Below are 13,757 nucleotides of genomic sequence, written 5' to 3'. Positions count from 1 at the left end.
GCTTAGGGCGTAGTGCATGCCGGGAGAAAATGGATGAACAAAGATTCGATTGGAGGCAACAGTACAGGCTTAAAAACAATAGGTGTCGGGGTATTCGGAGAAGGCGCGAGTGGCACGGCCGCTGACCGCCTGTTCCGGGTTGTGCCTGGGCACAATGCGGATTTTGTTCTGGAGCAAGCGGCGCTGCTGATGAACTGTGTGAGCAAACTTACCCAGCATGTGCTGTTTGAGCAGGATGAAGCGATGATTTGTGCGGCGCACTACCTGAGCGGGATGGCCAAGGCGATGGTTGAGGATTTGGCGCATGGGATGATGCCGGGGTGTTCGAACGTCCCGCGACAGGCAAAAACTCAATGAAACGATGAGCGGTTGCGGTCGAAAATGAGTGAGGCGGCATAATGGCAACGATGCTGGTTCACCCCAGCCTCTTCCCTCAGCTGTTGCGAGCCTCCTTTGTAATGAACACCGAAAGACGTTACTCAATCATCCTGGAGCGTAGTGCTGAGGTGCTGCTTAACAACGCACTCATGACACAGGTCGAGGCGTTTTGGGACGCCAATGATGCCCGCTACTTCGGCTTACGCATCGAAGACGAGCACAGCGCGCATGCGCGAGTAATGGTTACCGATGAACTCCCCGATGATGAGAGCGAGTGAGTTCAAATCCCGCGCCTACAGGGCTTTTTTCTGTAGGCACGGAATTTCGACAGGAACGGGTCAGATACGGAAGCTGCCCACCAGGTGTTTCAGGCGAGCGGCTTGCTGCTCCAGGTCAGTGCAGGCGCGCAGGGTGGACTGCAGGTTTTCCACCCCTTCCTGGTTAAGCATGTTGATCTCATTGATGTCCATGTTGATCGAATCAACCACAGCGGTCTGCTCCTCGGTAGCGGTGGCCACCGACTGGTTCATGCCGTCGATCTCGCCAATGCGCAGGGTCACGCTGCCCAGACGCTCACCGGCCTGATTGGCGATCTCGACGCTGTCCTGGCTGTGACGCTGGCTTTGGCCCATGGTGTCGACCGACTCGCGGGCGCCGACCTGCAACTCCTCAATCATGTTCTGCACCTGCTGTGCCGACTCCTGGGTACGGTGCGCGAGGTTACGCACTTCATCGGCGACCACCGCGAAACCGCGCCCGGCTTCACCGGCCCGGGCCGCTTCGATCGCGGCGTTGAGCGCCAGCAGGTTGGTCTGCTGGGAGATGCTGGTGATCACTTCGAGGATCTGGCCAATGTTCACGGTCTTGCTATTGAGCGTCTCGATATGCGAGCTGGACGTGCAGATCAGATCCGACAGACGATTCATTGCGGCAATGCTGCGATCGACCACCTGCTGACCTTCTTCGGCCAGGTGACGCGCCGAGCTTGCCTGTTGCGAAGCCTGAGCGGCGTTATGGGCGATTTCCTGGGCGGCTGCACCGAGCTCGTTGATCGCGGCCGCGACGCTGTTGGTCCGATTGGATTGCTCGTCGGAATTGACCATCGACGAGTTGGAAGCGCTAACCACCCGCATGGCCACTTCGTTGACCTGCTCGGTGGCCGACGACACTTCACGGATAGAGGTGTGGATACGCTCAACGAAACGGTTGAACGCAGTACCCAGAGCACCGAACTCGTCCTGACTGTGGATGGTCAGGCGCTTGGTCAGATCACCTTCACCTTCGGCGATGTCTTCCATAGCCCGGATCATCGTGTTCAACGGTTGCAGCAAGACACGGATCAGCAGGCCGAGCAGCGTGATAATGATGACCACCGCGATAAACGTGGCAATGATTGCCGAGGTGCGGAAATCACTGAGCATCGCATAGGCCTTGTCCTTGTCCACCGACAGACCGATGTACCAATTGGCCGAGGGCAGGCCCTTGATAGGCGCGAAGGTCAGCAGACGGGCCTGGCCATTGGCCTCAACCTCGGTCAGCTCACCAGACAGCTTCGGTGTGTGCGTAGGGTACAGATCCGACAGCGACTTCATCACCAGCGCGTTGTCCGGGTGGACCAGGATCTTGCCTTGGTCATTGACCAGGAAGGCATAACCCATACCGCCGAAGTTCAGCGAATTGATGATTTCCACCAAGCCATCCAGCGCCAGATCGCCCCCAACCACACCGATGCTGCCGGAGACCTTGCTGAGGATGCCGATGACCATCTTGTTGGTAGTCAGATCGATATAGGGCTCCGTGAGAATCGCGCCGCTGGCGCTCATACCGTCCTTGTACCAGGGGCGGGTGCGCGGATCATAGCCGTCGGGCATCTTGGCGTCTGGACGAACACTGAAACCGCCATCGACCTTGCCCAGGTAGACGGTGAGGAAACTCGAGATCAGGGCGTTCTGGCCCATCAGCGTCTCGGCGTTGGCTGGCGCCTGCGCAATGTTCTGTGCCAGGTTTTCCACCAGACTGATCCGCCCCTCCAGCAGGTTGCGGATATTGGTGGACGTCGATGCACCCATTTCAGCCAGGTAGTTTTCCAGATTGATGCGCGTCGCATTACGCTGCAGATAGTCGCTGTACAGGGTGAACAGGGTAAAGGCGAGCATCACGATCAATGACGCGACCAAAAGAATTTTGTGACTGAAACGCAGATTTTTGTTCATGGTGTGTTCAGTAGGTCTTTTTACCGGGACATTTGATTGGTATCGGTTGTAGGGGGGAAACCTTGAGGGGTGGAGGGGGTGGTTGATCGCATTAGGTGGGGTATTGAAGAGGCTGCATCAGAGCAACGAATCTTCAGAATTTCCCGATTCCCTGTAGTCCGTTTCCGAATCATACTTTTGCCGCGCGTAAGCCATTGCGATGCTCTGGGTAGCGTTCTAGTCTCGCCATGTCGTTGGCACTCAACGACCGGCTTTGACAGGCCGCTCAGGACATCTAGAGCATGTGCACGCTTTATGGCGGTTGTACGTGGGGCACCTCGTGTGCGCCGAGTTCTAGAGTCCTCGGTCTGTCAACCCGCGTACAGCTGCCACCTACTTGTTTGACAGCAAGTCTGTAGCAGCCCAGCTGGCTCTAGGGGTTCACATGCTGAAGATCGTTCCCGACCCACCGCTTCATCCCCACCAATCTCTCGAAGATATCCTCGTTCAAATCTCCGAATACCTGGTCTGCGCTATGACCGTGGCGCAGCAAACAGTCCTGCTCCATTCCAGCTCCCCAGGCCAGATCCTGACCTTGTCCACCATGCACGAAATCGACAACGCCCGAAGTCTGGTTGAAGTGGCGTTGAGCAAGGTTCAGTCACAACACTGAGGGATCTACAGGCGAGCGCCAGCGTTGCTGAGGCAAGGCTGGCAGCTTAGGGCGCAGTGCATGTCAGGGGAGGAATGCATGAACAAGGATTCAATTGGAGGCTGCTGCACAAGATTAAAAACAACAGGTGTCGGGGTGTTCGGAGAAGGCGCGAGCGGGACGGCTGCTGACCGCCTGTTCCGGGTTGAGCCTGGGCACAACGCCGACTTTGTTCTGGAACAAGCGGCGCTGCTGATGGGTTGTGTGAGCAAGCTCACCCAGCATGTTTTGTTTGAGCAGGATGAAGCGATGATTTGTGCAGCCCATTACCTGAGCGGGATGGCCAAGGCAATGGTAGAAGACGTGGCGCATGGGATGATGCTGGGATGTTCGGACAATATTAACGATGCGAGATGATGTCTTTCTCATTTCCGGCTTTGTAGCAGGTTTGCGCGCGCCTCCCGTCACCAAAGGCATTTTCGAGCCCAACTGCGACTCAAGGCACAGCGTCTAACCTGCCAGCCGACACCACAGGTTCTCGCCGGTTTGCGCTGGCTTCCATAGCGGCCCCGTCCAGTACATAGGCAGCGCCAGCTAGTGGCGTGGGAACCGAGGGCATCAACCCTTCTCCGTCCCCGGCTGATGCTCGGTGGCGATATTGAAGTTATGGGTATTTGATGTCACGAGCGGTGTCGCGGGTATCCTGCTTGGTGTCGCGCTTGTCCTGGCGGCATTCGGCCCGGCTCTTTTCATCACCTTCCTTGCATTCCTCTTTGGTTTCCCGGGCGGCGTCGCGCCCTTCCTGCTTGGTATCTCGCGACTCCTGCCGTTGGTCCGCCTGATCGGTCGCGTAGGTCAGCGTCGGCACCCAGAAGCTGCCAGCTGCAATGGCCAGTGTGGTCAGGGCGGCTAAATAGTACTTGCGAATCATGATCTTTCTCCTGTTCCAGAGTACTCGATCACTTCGTGCCACTGTCATTCACTGCACGTGCTGACCGAGGTTAGAGTTCTGCGCATAAGGAAAAAATTCGTTGGAGTTAGACAGTTAACGATAGGACGACATAAGCCACCCCACAAGGGCAGCAGATGTAAGGTCGGTGAGCGTCGCGCGAGGTCTCGCATAGGCATCCCGGCATCACGAGCAGGATTACGCGCTGAAGGGGCTTATCTTCTTTCGTGAACTCGGTGCTGGCCATGCTTTAGTTGCTCGATTTGTAAGCAAAGAGGCTGCATCGGAGCAACGAATCATCAGAATTTCCCGATTCCATGTAGTCCGTTTTCGAATCATACTTTTGCGGCTTTCAAGTCACTGCAGTGGTCCCGCCAGGGCACTAGTCTCGATCAGTCGTTACCAATTTCAACGACCGGTTTTGACAGGCCGATGTCGGAGTTCGTCATGTTAAAATCGCCCCTGATCCACCGCTTCATCCCCACCAATCTCTCGAAGATATCCTCGTTCAAATCTCCGAATACCTGGTCTGCGCTATGACCGTGGCGCAGCAAACAGTCCTGCTCCATTCCAGCTCCCCAGGCCAGATCCTGACCTTGTCCACCATGCACGAAATCGACAACGCCCGAAGTTTGGTTGAAGTGGCCTTGAGCAAGGTTCAGTCGCAGCACTGAGGTACCTGCAGGCGAGCGCCAGCGTTGCTGAGGCAAGGCTGGCTGCTTAGGGCGTATGCATACCGGGAGAAAATGGATGAGCGAGGACTCGATTGAAGCCAGCAGTACAGGTTTAAAAACAACAGATGTCGGGGTGTTCGGAGAAGGCGCGAGCGGGACGGCCGCTGAACGCCTGTTCCGGGTTGAGCCTGGACACAATGCGGATTTTGTTCTGGAACAAGCGGCGCTACTTATGGGTTGCGTAAACAAACTGACCCATCACGTATTGTTTGAGCAGGATGAGGCGATGGTCTGTGCAGCACACTACCTGAGCGGAATGGCCAAGGACCTGGTTGAGGATATGGCACATGGAATGGCGGTTGGGCGTGCGGACAACACTTGCGAGGCAGGTTGAGCCCACAGCCAGAACCTTGGGCAGCCCGCCGCGCAGCAGATCCTCCTGGCCATCGACGCCCGGATGACGCTCAGATAGGGCATCAGCCCTGACCGGGCGATCTTCTGCAGTTGCGCTCGGTCTTCCTCCGGCAACAGAAATTCGAGTGCCTTCCTGGCCATGCAGCCTCCTGGTTCACGTGGTTCGAAGCGGTTCATTTACTGGTCGAGGCCATCAGAACACCAAAACAGAAGAAGGTGATGCCCGAGAGCTTGCCGACGATCCGCGCGCCGCGGTTGGTCAACAACCAGCCCCTGGCGCCGTTGGCCATCAGCGCGTAGCCGGTGTGCACCAGCACGACCAGCAACGCGTAGGACGATACCAGCAGGAAGAACTGGCGGTAGTAGTTGTCCTGCGGACTGATGAACTGTGGGAACACCGCCAGGAAGAAGAAACCGGCCTTGGGGTTGAGCAGCTGGATCGACAACGCTTCGACGAAGCGCCGCCAGGGTTGCGTGGCGGTCACAGTGAGCGCAGGGATGAAACGCTGGGTCCGCCACATCTTCACCCCCAGGTACAGCAGGTACAAGGCGCCGACGTACTTGAGCACGGTGAACACTGTTGCCGAGGTCGCCAGGATCAGCCCCACGCTGCTGGCCGAGAGCCCAGCGACGATGAAGGCGCCCAAGGCGATGCCGAGAATCCCCGGCAGCGCACCGCTCCAGCCGTGGCGCAGGGCATTGGAGAGGGTCAGTACCACCCCGGGGCCGGGGCTTAATACGGTGAGAGCCGCGAGGATAAGAAACAGTCCGTAACTAGCCATGCAATATGCCTCCTGGCAGGAAATTCAACAGCGTCCGGGCCGCCCACAGCACGTACGGCCCCAGCAGCCCGGTGAACAACAGGCCGACACCAACCACATGGAGGTACGGCTGCAGGCCTTCATAGCGCGACCACTACCGCTCGCCACACAGAGCCTGGGCAGGTGGCGCCATCCAGCGAGCATAGCCCTTCATCACATAGCGGTAGCCGAAGATCCGCACCAGCCGGTTGGCCGCCAGCAAAATCCCAGACTCAGCCAGGGTGATGCCAAATGCCTGCGGCTGCATCGGCATCAACAGGTAGAGCAGGACATCGCCGGGCAGGCACAGGCTCAAGATCAGCGCGGCGCGCAGCGAAGCCCGATCTGCGGAGTGTGTGGTTGTGACTGGCATGGGCGACGACCGGGACAGAAGGAGCGGCCTTAAGAGTGGCGTGAAGTACAGACGCTGACAAACGCTTTAATTGCGCCTCTGATGTGACTAAATTAGACACATGATTACCGACCTCCCTCCCTTGAACGCCGTCCGGGCCTTCGCCTCGGCCGCGCGGCACCAGAGTTTCAGCCGCGCCGCCGAGGAGCTGTACGTCACCCACAGCGCTGTCAGCCGCCATATCCGTCTGCTCGAAGAACACCTGGGCGTGGTGCTGTTCGAGCGCCGCAACCGGCAGTCGGTGCTCACCCCGATCGGCCAGACCTACTACGCGCAGATCAGCCTGGGCCTGGCGCAGATCGCCAACGCCACCAATGCCCTGACCCGAGACAGCGCGCCGCACAAGGTGATCATTAATGTGCGCCCGTCCTTTGCCGTGCGCTGGCTGATTCCGCGGTTACCCGACTTCATGGCGCAATTTCCGGATATCCAGCCTGAAGTCGTAACCAGCACCCTGGCCCCGGAGCAGTCGCGGGAAGCCTTCGATGTGCTGGTGCGCCGTGGCAGCTCGGGCTGGTCGAGCAACGTAGAACCGAACGTGCTGGTCGAAGACGACATGCTGCTGGTCGCCGCCCCCACCCTCCTGCAGGCAATACCGGTGGAGGGGCCAACGGATGTGCTGCGCCACACCCTGCTCTCGGGCAGAACCCGCAGTGGGGACTGGCAAGCATGGTGCAAGCTGGCCGGCGTCACCCAGCCACGGCGGCAGCCGAGCCTGCAGTTCGACCACATGCACCTGGTGCTGCAAGCCGCCGTCGACGGCCTCGGCGTGGCGCTGTGTCCAGCCTCGCTGCTGGGCAAAGATCTTGCCACCGGCCGCCTGTACAACCCCCTGCCCCATCTGCGCCTGCCACTGACCCGTTATTACTATGGAGTGTCCCAGGATGCGGTCGCCGAGACCCAGGTGTTCATCGACTGGATGTTCTCCCAGTTCCAGCAGGACACCACCAGTGCACCGCCTTCATTAACGCCCGCTGGCCCGCAGTGCGCCAGTCCAGCGACTGCTTCTGACCGACCGCAACTGAGCCATATGGCGAACCGGACACGCGAAGAGATCGGCGCTGAGTCGCTGCCAAACGAGCGTAAAACCTTTTCCTGATTTGTCTTCTCATCGCCCGCTTTTGGCAGAGCATCAGGACGCGGACGACTGACCCGCCGGGGCTCGCGCGCCCTCAAGGAGCGCCGAACAGCATCGTCCAATACACGCCCTCATCGCTACGCGAGTTCGCGGCATAGGCCGCGCCCACCTGGGTAAACATCGGGTTCATCAGATTGGCGCAATGCCCGGGGCTGGCCAGCCAGCCTGCCATCGCCTTGCTCGGTGAGTCCTGGCCGGCGGCGATATTCTCGCCGATCTGACGGCCACGGTAGCCGGCATCCCGCGCCCGGTCTGCCGGCAAATCACCGTCGGGGTCACGGTGCGCGAAGTAATTGCCGTTGGCCATCGCTCGACTGTGCCTCTGCGCCGCCGCCCCCAGGGCGGTATTCCAGGTCAACGGACGTGCAGCCGCGAAGCGCTGGCGACCACACAGGCGCGGCTTCGCCCGTGCTGCGTTGACCTGTGTCAGCAACGCTTTGCTCGTGGATCGCCCATCGCCGAGCTGCGCATCGAGCAAGGGCCGCGCCAGCACCACCCGCCACTCGTTCCGGGCGCGACTGACGCCGATATCGGCAAATTGGGTATCGAGCAGGGCTGCACAGTAGTCGCTCTGGAGCATGTCAAAGGCCTCCTCGGCATCTTGCGCGCCGACCAGACGGATGGTCCGCACCGTCACTGCCTGATAGCCGGCAGCCTTCAACCCCTCCCGCAAACCGCCGCCATAGCCGATCGGCAACGCCAGGTTCGACTGCAACACCAGCGGTGTCGAGCCCTGAACCATGCGCCTCTCACAGCGCTGTGGCTGGGCACGGTAATCGTTGATCGCCTCCACCAGTTGCCTTACCCCGCCGGCATGGGCGGGGCTGGCGAACAGGGGGAGCAAAGGAATGAGGCAGAGTGAGACAATGCGGGAGCAGCGAATGGCTTGGCGCATGGGGCGAACAGCTCTGATGGGATGACGGCGGTAATGCCGATAAAAGGGCTCGGCTAAGACTGCGGTCTTCAACACAAGGTTCACGAGCAAAAGGGATAAATTTATTGTCGGAGCAATGCCTCCGTTCCAGGCTGACTCCTGCATGTCAGACTGGCAAAAAACGGCCAATAGCGGAAGATCGCTAGTGACTGTTCAGGGCAAGCCAGCTGACAGCCTCCATTCGTTTGCCGCAAGCACTACATCCAACTCGTCTGAGCTCGACGTTTAGCCGCACCAGTCGCCCAAGGATGGGCAGGTCTCGGATGAGCCGCCGACAGTATTCATGTGTGGTTGTGCTGGGCTCGTTGCAACCGCTGCAAGTAGGAAATCGGGTAGTCTGGGGGATGAGATCGATCTAACGCCGGTTTTTTAGATGTGCTTGCTCGCACGAACATCATCAATCAAATCGGCGTTCTTGTTTCTGTGTTTCCCAGTATTCCGTGAAGAACCAAAGAAAAGCCCGGCTTTTAGCCGGGCTTCCTGTAACGCACTTCGGATCAAGCGTTCTTCACTTGCGCTGCAACCATGATTTCATTTTGACGCTTGGTCGCCTCAATCAGGACAGTGCTGTAGATACGCTTCTTCTCGTCAGATTTCGCATTGCGAATGAATTCAGCGAAGGGGCTTTTGACCTTCTCAGAACGTGACTTGAACGGGTTCATGGGTAGCTCCTAGGGCATTGCGTTCCCAATCGCGGCAACCAGCTGCTCGCGGGTGAAGCGCTCGGGGATATGGTAGTCAATCTTTTCGACCCCAGCCTTGTAGAGGCGGTCCGAATTGTCGATGTGCTTCAGCAGGAGGTCGACGTGGATGTCTTTACCATACTCTAGCTTAAGCCTGTTCACGACGTCACGCGCCGCAAAATACTGCTCGACGAAATGCTCCACGAGGATCCGCCGGCCTTCAGCCTGCTCTCGCGCTTTCACGAACTCCCAGGCCAGCAAGGGATTCTGGTAGACGTAGAGGATCTGGACGTATCGTCCTTTGGCCAGGGACCTGTCGACATTTTGTCTCGCAACGTCGAGATTCGCCAGGGTGCCGTCGAGCAAAAACGACTGCCTTCTATCCAGCGCGAAGTCGAGAATCTTGGAAACAAGAATCGAGACGGCGCCTTGGAAAAGATAGGCGTTCCCTCCCCTGTACTCAGGGAACTCACTTCTCAGTTCGTCTGGATCTATGCGCAGGATCGCAGAATTGGAGAAGAGGGTCACCAAGGCAATCGACGCCTCGGTCTTGCCTGCACCCGGAGACCCTGACATGAAAACCGAGACGGGCTCCTCTTCAGCCGGATAGATATCGATTGACGTCAGACGTCGTCCGATAGCCTTCTTGTTGCTCCTCGCGAAGGCTATCGCATCATCCCAAATCCGCTGCTCATCGGCCGTAAAGGGCATCCGTCGCATCCTCTGAGACAAGCTTCTCACTCGGGTTAGCCATTCAGCCGCCCCGAGAAGCAAAAAACCGCCCGAAGGCGGTTCATCAGCCCGATAGAGTAACTGAACACTATCGACAATTCTGGTGCCGGAGACAGGAATCGAACCTGCGACCTTCGCGTTACGAGTGCGCTGCTCTACCGACTGAGCTACACCGGCGTGGCACCAACGCTACCACTGCCGGATCGCTTACGCAAATCACTGTTTAATAACAGCTAATAGTCACTTCGCCGGGGCTACTTCAGCAGGCTTGCAGCCGGCTGGGGCGAGGTCTTCTTCTAGGGTGCTGGTGCACGCCCAGCCTGTGGCCGAGCGGGTCAGGCTGAGGGTTTTGCCCAAGGCAGTAGCCGGAGCATCGACCAGGGTGCAGACGATGCTGCCTACGCCAGTGGCAGCCGTGCCGTTGGCGGTAATGCTGCAATTGGTGGTCGTCGCCTGGCCGCCCAGGGCAGTGACGTCAGTGACATCTTTACCTTCGTTCATGCGCAGATCGAACGGGGTTTTCAGGGCGGAAATCTCGACCAGGGCGGCAGTCGCTTTGGTCCGTACCTGGTGGTTGGTGTACATGGGCAAGGCGATGGTCGCCAGGATGCCGATGATCGCTACGACGATCATCAGTTCGATCAAGGTAATGCCGCGTTGTCCTTTCATGGACGTTCTCCCTCGCAAAATCGGTTCTGGTCAGCAGCGCTCAGGGCCGGGCCGCCAACAGGCGCGCCAGTAGGCCCGAATAGACACCTTTTGTCACCCTGTGCCGGTCATTCGGTCATGCCGACTCGACTACTCTAGTGAGCAGCGGGCACTCCTGCTCGCGGCACTTGCCCCGAAGCTGTTTCCGGGTTTGTGCGGGCCACGCCGCAAGGATGTTGCGATGACCGGAAAAACCTATAGCTACAGCTGGCAAGGCACTACGGCACAAGGGGCGCTGGTCAGCGGCCAGAGCAGTGGGCGCAGCCCCGCCCTGCTGCGCGCCGAGTTGCGTAAACGCGGTATTCGCCCACTAAGTATCGAACGGGTACAGGCCAGCTTGTGGCTCAGGCAAGGCTCGCTGGGTAGCCGCGAGTTGAGCCAGTTCAGCCGCCAGCTGGCCAGTTTGATCTGCTCCGGTGTCGCGCTGTTGCAAGCGCTTGAGGTGATTGCCCAGAGCAGCAGCAACCCGGCGCTGATCAGCCTGCTGGGTGCGCTGAAAACCGATATCGGCGCGGGCTGCAATCTGGCGGATGCGTTGCGTCGGCATCCCGGCTATTTCGATGCGCTGTACTGCAATCTGATTGCGGCCGGGGAACAGTCCGGCAGCCTGGAAAGCGTGCTTGAACAGGTCGCCAGTCTGCAGGAGCATCGCCAGGCGCTGCGCTCGCGGTTGAAAAAGGCCATGACCTATCCACTGATCGTGCTGCTGACCGGGCTCGGTGTTTCCAGCCTGTTGTTGCTTGAGGTGGTGCCGCAGTTTCAGACGATGTTCAGCGGTTTCGGTGCGGAGCTGCCAGCATTCACCCGCCGGGTGATCGGTTTGTCCGAGTGGTTGGGGCAGTACGTTGGCTGGTTGCTGCTGTGCCTGGTCGGCAGTGTCTGGGGTTTGTGCCGGGCCTATCAGCGCCAGCCGGTGTTTCGTTTGTGGTGCCTGGGCCTGGCGCTGAAGCTGCCGATAGTGGGTAATTTGTTGAGCAACGCCGCCCTCGCCCGTTTCGCCCGCACGCTGTCCACCTCCTTCGCCGCAGGTGTGCCGCTGGTGGAGGCGTTGGGACCGGTGGCAGGTGCTTGCGGCAATCCGCTGTACGAGCAAGCAGTACTGCGCTTGCGCAAAGACCTCGCCAGCGGCCAGTCATTGAGCCTGGCGATGGCCAGCAGCGGTTTGTTCCCGCGGTTGATGCAACAGATGTGCGCCATCGGCGAGACAGGCGGTACGCTGGACGATATGCTCGCCAGAGTCGCCAGCCATTACGAAAGCGCCATCGAGCGCTTGCTCGATAACCTGGCCAGCTTGCTCGAACCTCTGATCGTGCTGATTCTCGGGCTGCTGGTGGGCAGCCTGGTGATCGCCATGTACCTGCCAATCTTTCAGCTGGGTAGTGTGATCTGAACATGGACCTGATGGATAAGCTGGCCAGCCAGCCGCTGCTTTACTTGAGCGTTGCCCTGCTTCTGGGGCTGATTGTCGGCAGTTTTCTCAACGTGCTGGTGCACCGCTTGCCGATCATGCTGCAACGCCAGTGGCAGGCTGAAGCGCGGGAGGTGCTGGAGCTGCCCAGCAAGTCTGAGCCTGAACGTTACGATCTGTTCTTGCCGGCTTCACAGTGCCCGCACTGCGGGCACCGCATTCGCGCCTGGGAAAACATTCCGGTGCTGAGCTACCTGCTGTTGCGCGGGCGCTGCAACAGTTGCGGCAGCGCCATCAGTGCCCGTTATCCGCTGGTAGAGCTGGGCTGCGCGGCATTGACGGTATTTGTCGCCTGGTACCTGGGCGCCAACACCCCTGCTTTGGCTCTGATGCTATTGAGTTGGGGGTTGTTGGCCATGAGCCTGATCGACATCGAGCACCGGCTGCTGCCCGACTCTCTGGTGCTACCGCTGTTGTGGTCAGGGCTGATCGTCAACGCTTGCGAACTTTTCGTGCCCTTGTCAGATGCGCTGTGGGGCGCAGTCGCAGGCTATTTGAGCCTGTGGTCGGTGTTCTGGCTGTTCAAACTGATCACCGGTAAAGAGGGCATGGGGTACGGCGACTTCAAGCTGCTGGCACTGCTCGGTGCCTGGGGGGGCTGGCAGATCCTGCCGCTGACCCTGCTGCTGTCGTCGGTGCTGGGTGGGGTGATCGGGCTGATCATGCTGCGCCTCAAAGGCCAGAAGGCCAGCACCCCGATCCCCTTTGGTCCTTATCTGGCCATCGCGGGCTGGATCGCACTGCTCTGGGGTGGTCAAATAACCACTTCTTATCTGAATTTCTCTGGAATGTGATGACCACCGCTGCTTTCACTCCCTGGATTCTCGGCCTCACCGGCGGCATCGGCAGCGGCAAAAGCGCCGCGGCCCAGCGCTTTGTCGAACTGGGTGTGCACCTGGTGGATGCCGATCAGGCCGCGCGCTGGGTGGTCGAGCCCGGGCGTCCGGCGCTGGCCCGTATCGTCGAGCGCTTCGGTGCGGGTGTGCTGCAGGAAGATGGCCAACTGAACCGTGCGGCGTTGCGCGAGCTGATCTTCCGCGACCCTGAGCAACGGCGCTGGCTGGAAGCGCTGCTGCATCCGCTGATCGGTCAGGAGATATTCAGCTACCTGGCCAAGGCCGAGTCGCCTTATGCAGTATTTGTCTCGCCGCTGATGGTCGAGTCGGGCCAGTATCAGCGTACTCAACGCCTGCTGGTGATCGACACCCCGCAGGCGCTGCAAATCCAACGCACCCTGCAGCGCGACCAGACCAGCGCCGAACAGGTGCAGGCCATTCTCAAGGCCCAGGCCAGCCGCGAAGAGCGCCTGCGCCACGCCCACGATGTGCTGGTCAATGACCGTGACCTGTCCTGGTTACATTCGGAGGTCGACCGCCTGCATCACTTTTATCTGACTTTGCGAGGAGGCCAAGCATGAGCCAACCCCTGACCGTAGAATGCCCGACCTGTGGCGCCCCTGTTGAGTGGAACGACGCCAGCCCGTTCCGGCCGTTCTGTTCCGATCGCTGCAAGCTGATCGACCTCGGCGCCTGGGCCGCTGAAGAGCACAAGATCCCGGTCGCACCGGATGCTGAAGACGAACTGTTTTCCGGCGAGCTCGATCCGCGCGCCCACCATTGAACC

The 13,757-nt window shown here is 59.5% G+C and carries 18 protein-coding genes, 1 tRNA gene and 3 pseudogenes; 10 read left to right on the top strand and 12 right to left on the bottom strand.

Annotation, left to right across the window (positions count from 1 at the left end):
* Positions 1-33: 33 nt before the first annotated feature.
* Entirely contained in the window at positions 34-357 is a 324-nt protein-coding gene (locus tag C6382_RS13985; protein WP_107025015.1) for a DUF3077 domain-containing protein, read from the top strand.
* A gap of 101 nt (positions 358-458) precedes the next feature.
* Positions 459-656, top strand: a complete 198-nt coding sequence (locus tag C6382_RS13980) for a hypothetical protein (RefSeq protein WP_107025124.1) — start codon at positions 459-461, stop codon at positions 654-656.
* Between the two features lie 60 nt (positions 657-716).
* Here C6382_RS13980 and C6382_RS24705 read toward each other — a convergent pair.
* Positions 717-1,313: pseudogene (locus tag C6382_RS24705) on the bottom strand (methyl-accepting chemotaxis protein); the annotation flags it as partial.
* Between the two features lie 261 nt (positions 1,314-1,574).
* Positions 1,575-2,534 (bottom strand): annotated as a pseudogene (locus tag C6382_RS24700) (cache domain-containing protein); the annotation flags it as partial.
* 481 nt (positions 2,535-3,015) lie between these two features.
* Between C6382_RS24700 and C6382_RS13970 the strand changes: the two are divergent.
* Together C6382_RS13970 and C6382_RS13965 are read left to right on the top strand one after the other, a co-directional pair.
* Positions 3,016-3,243, top strand: a complete 228-nt coding sequence (locus tag C6382_RS13970; RefSeq protein WP_107025013.1) for a hypothetical protein — start codon at positions 3,016-3,018, stop codon at positions 3,241-3,243.
* A gap of 78 nt (positions 3,244-3,321) precedes the next feature.
* Positions 3,322-3,639, top strand: coding sequence for a DUF3077 domain-containing protein (locus C6382_RS13965; RefSeq protein ID WP_158262110.1), 318 nt, complete (start codon positions 3,322-3,324; stop codon positions 3,637-3,639).
* Between the two features lie 247 nt (positions 3,640-3,886).
* Here C6382_RS13965 and C6382_RS13960 read toward each other — a convergent pair whose 3' ends face one another.
* On the bottom strand, positions 3,887-4,153 hold the full coding sequence (locus C6382_RS13960) for a hypothetical protein (RefSeq protein WP_107025011.1): 267 nt from the start codon (positions 4,151-4,153) through the stop codon (positions 3,887-3,889).
* 410 nt (positions 4,154-4,563) lie between these two features.
* Positions 4,564-4,842 (bottom strand): hypothetical protein, encoded by a 279-nt coding sequence (locus C6382_RS24695; RefSeq protein WP_158262109.1) that lies wholly within the window; start codon positions 4,840-4,842, stop codon positions 4,564-4,566.
* Positions 4,843-4,921: 79 nt separating this feature from the next.
* On the opposite strand from C6382_RS24695, the gene C6382_RS13950 reads away from it, so the two are divergent.
* Positions 4,922-5,239 (top strand): DUF3077 domain-containing protein, encoded by a 318-nt coding sequence (locus tag C6382_RS13950; RefSeq protein WP_158262108.1) that lies wholly within the window; start codon positions 4,922-4,924, stop codon positions 5,237-5,239.
* A 193-nt stretch (positions 5,240-5,432) separates the two neighbouring features.
* Here the strand turns inward: C6382_RS13950 and C6382_RS13945 are convergent, their stop codons facing one another.
* Positions 5,433-6,041, bottom strand: coding sequence for a LysE family translocator (locus tag C6382_RS13945; RefSeq protein WP_107025008.1), 609 nt, complete (start codon positions 6,039-6,041; stop codon positions 5,433-5,435).
* A 175-nt stretch (positions 6,042-6,216) separates the two neighbouring features.
* Positions 6,217-6,432 (bottom strand): annotated as a pseudogene (locus tag C6382_RS13940) (MFS transporter); the annotation flags it as partial.
* A gap of 100 nt (positions 6,433-6,532) precedes the next feature.
* On the opposite strand from C6382_RS13940, the gene C6382_RS13935 reads away from it, so the two are divergent.
* On the top strand, positions 6,533-7,570 hold the full coding sequence (locus C6382_RS13935) for a LysR substrate-binding domain-containing protein (protein ID WP_256589097.1): 1,038 nt from the start codon (positions 6,533-6,535) through the stop codon (positions 7,568-7,570).
* Between the two features lie 73 nt (positions 7,571-7,643).
* Here C6382_RS13935 and C6382_RS13930 read toward each other — a convergent pair whose 3' ends face one another.
* From C6382_RS13930 to C6382_RS13910, 6 genes are all read right to left on the bottom strand, one after another.
* Positions 7,644-8,504, bottom strand: a complete 861-nt coding sequence (locus C6382_RS13930) for a CAP domain-containing protein (RefSeq protein WP_107025007.1) — start codon at positions 8,502-8,504, stop codon at positions 7,644-7,646.
* 181 nt (positions 8,505-8,685) lie between these two features.
* Positions 8,686-8,889 carry a transposase family protein gene (locus C6382_RS24690; RefSeq protein WP_371919624.1) on the bottom strand — a complete coding sequence of 68 codons (204 nt, stop codon included), beginning with the start codon at positions 8,887-8,889 and terminating at the stop codon, positions 8,686-8,688.
* A 151-nt stretch (positions 8,890-9,040) separates the two neighbouring features.
* On the bottom strand, positions 9,041-9,205 hold the full coding sequence (locus tag C6382_RS24155; RefSeq protein ID WP_178082781.1) for a hypothetical protein: 165 nt from the start codon (positions 9,203-9,205) through the stop codon (positions 9,041-9,043).
* Positions 9,206-9,214: 9 nt separating this feature from the next.
* A complete protein-coding gene (locus tag C6382_RS13920; RefSeq protein ID WP_158262107.1) occupies positions 9,215-9,937 on the bottom strand; it encodes a zeta toxin family protein in 723 nt (240 codons plus the stop codon).
* A gap of 122 nt (positions 9,938-10,059) precedes the next feature.
* Positions 10,060-10,135, bottom strand: a tRNA-Thr gene (locus tag C6382_RS13915).
* 63 nt (positions 10,136-10,198) lie between these two features.
* Positions 10,199-10,627, bottom strand: a complete 429-nt coding sequence (locus tag C6382_RS13910) for a pilin (protein WP_107025005.1) — start codon at positions 10,625-10,627, stop codon at positions 10,199-10,201.
* A 220-nt stretch (positions 10,628-10,847) separates the two neighbouring features.
* Here C6382_RS13910 and C6382_RS13905 point away from each other — a divergent pair, with 220 nt between their 5' ends.
* From C6382_RS13905 to yacG, 4 genes are read left to right on the top strand one after another with little or no spacing between them, the layout of a single operon-like run.
* Positions 10,848-12,056 carry a type II secretion system F family protein gene (locus C6382_RS13905; RefSeq protein ID WP_107025004.1) on the top strand — a complete coding sequence of 403 codons (1,209 nt, stop codon included), beginning with the start codon at positions 10,848-10,850 and terminating at the stop codon, positions 12,054-12,056.
* A gap of 2 nt (positions 12,057-12,058) precedes the next feature.
* Positions 12,059-12,928 (top strand): A24 family peptidase, encoded by an 870-nt coding sequence (locus tag C6382_RS13900; RefSeq protein ID WP_107025003.1) that lies wholly within the window; start codon positions 12,059-12,061, stop codon positions 12,926-12,928.
* Positions 12,928-13,551, top strand: a complete 624-nt coding sequence (gene coaE / locus C6382_RS13895; RefSeq protein WP_107025002.1) for a dephospho-CoA kinase — start codon at positions 12,928-12,930, stop codon at positions 13,549-13,551. Before C6382_RS13900 ends, coaE begins: the two co-directional genes overlap by 1 nt.
* Positions 13,548-13,754 (top strand): DNA gyrase inhibitor YacG, encoded by a 207-nt coding sequence (yacG, locus tag C6382_RS13890; RefSeq protein WP_107025001.1) that lies wholly within the window; start codon positions 13,548-13,550, stop codon positions 13,752-13,754. Before coaE ends, yacG begins: the two co-directional genes overlap by 4 nt.
* The last annotated feature ends 3 nt before the right edge of the window (positions 13,755-13,757 follow it).

This window comes from Pseudomonas sp. BBP2017 (assembly GCF_003024385.1).
GTDB lineage: Bacteria > Pseudomonadota > Gammaproteobacteria > Pseudomonadales > Pseudomonadaceae > Aquipseudomonas.
The sequence above is the reverse complement of the archived record's forward strand: the minus strand, read 5'-3'. Positions and strand labels throughout refer to the sequence as shown.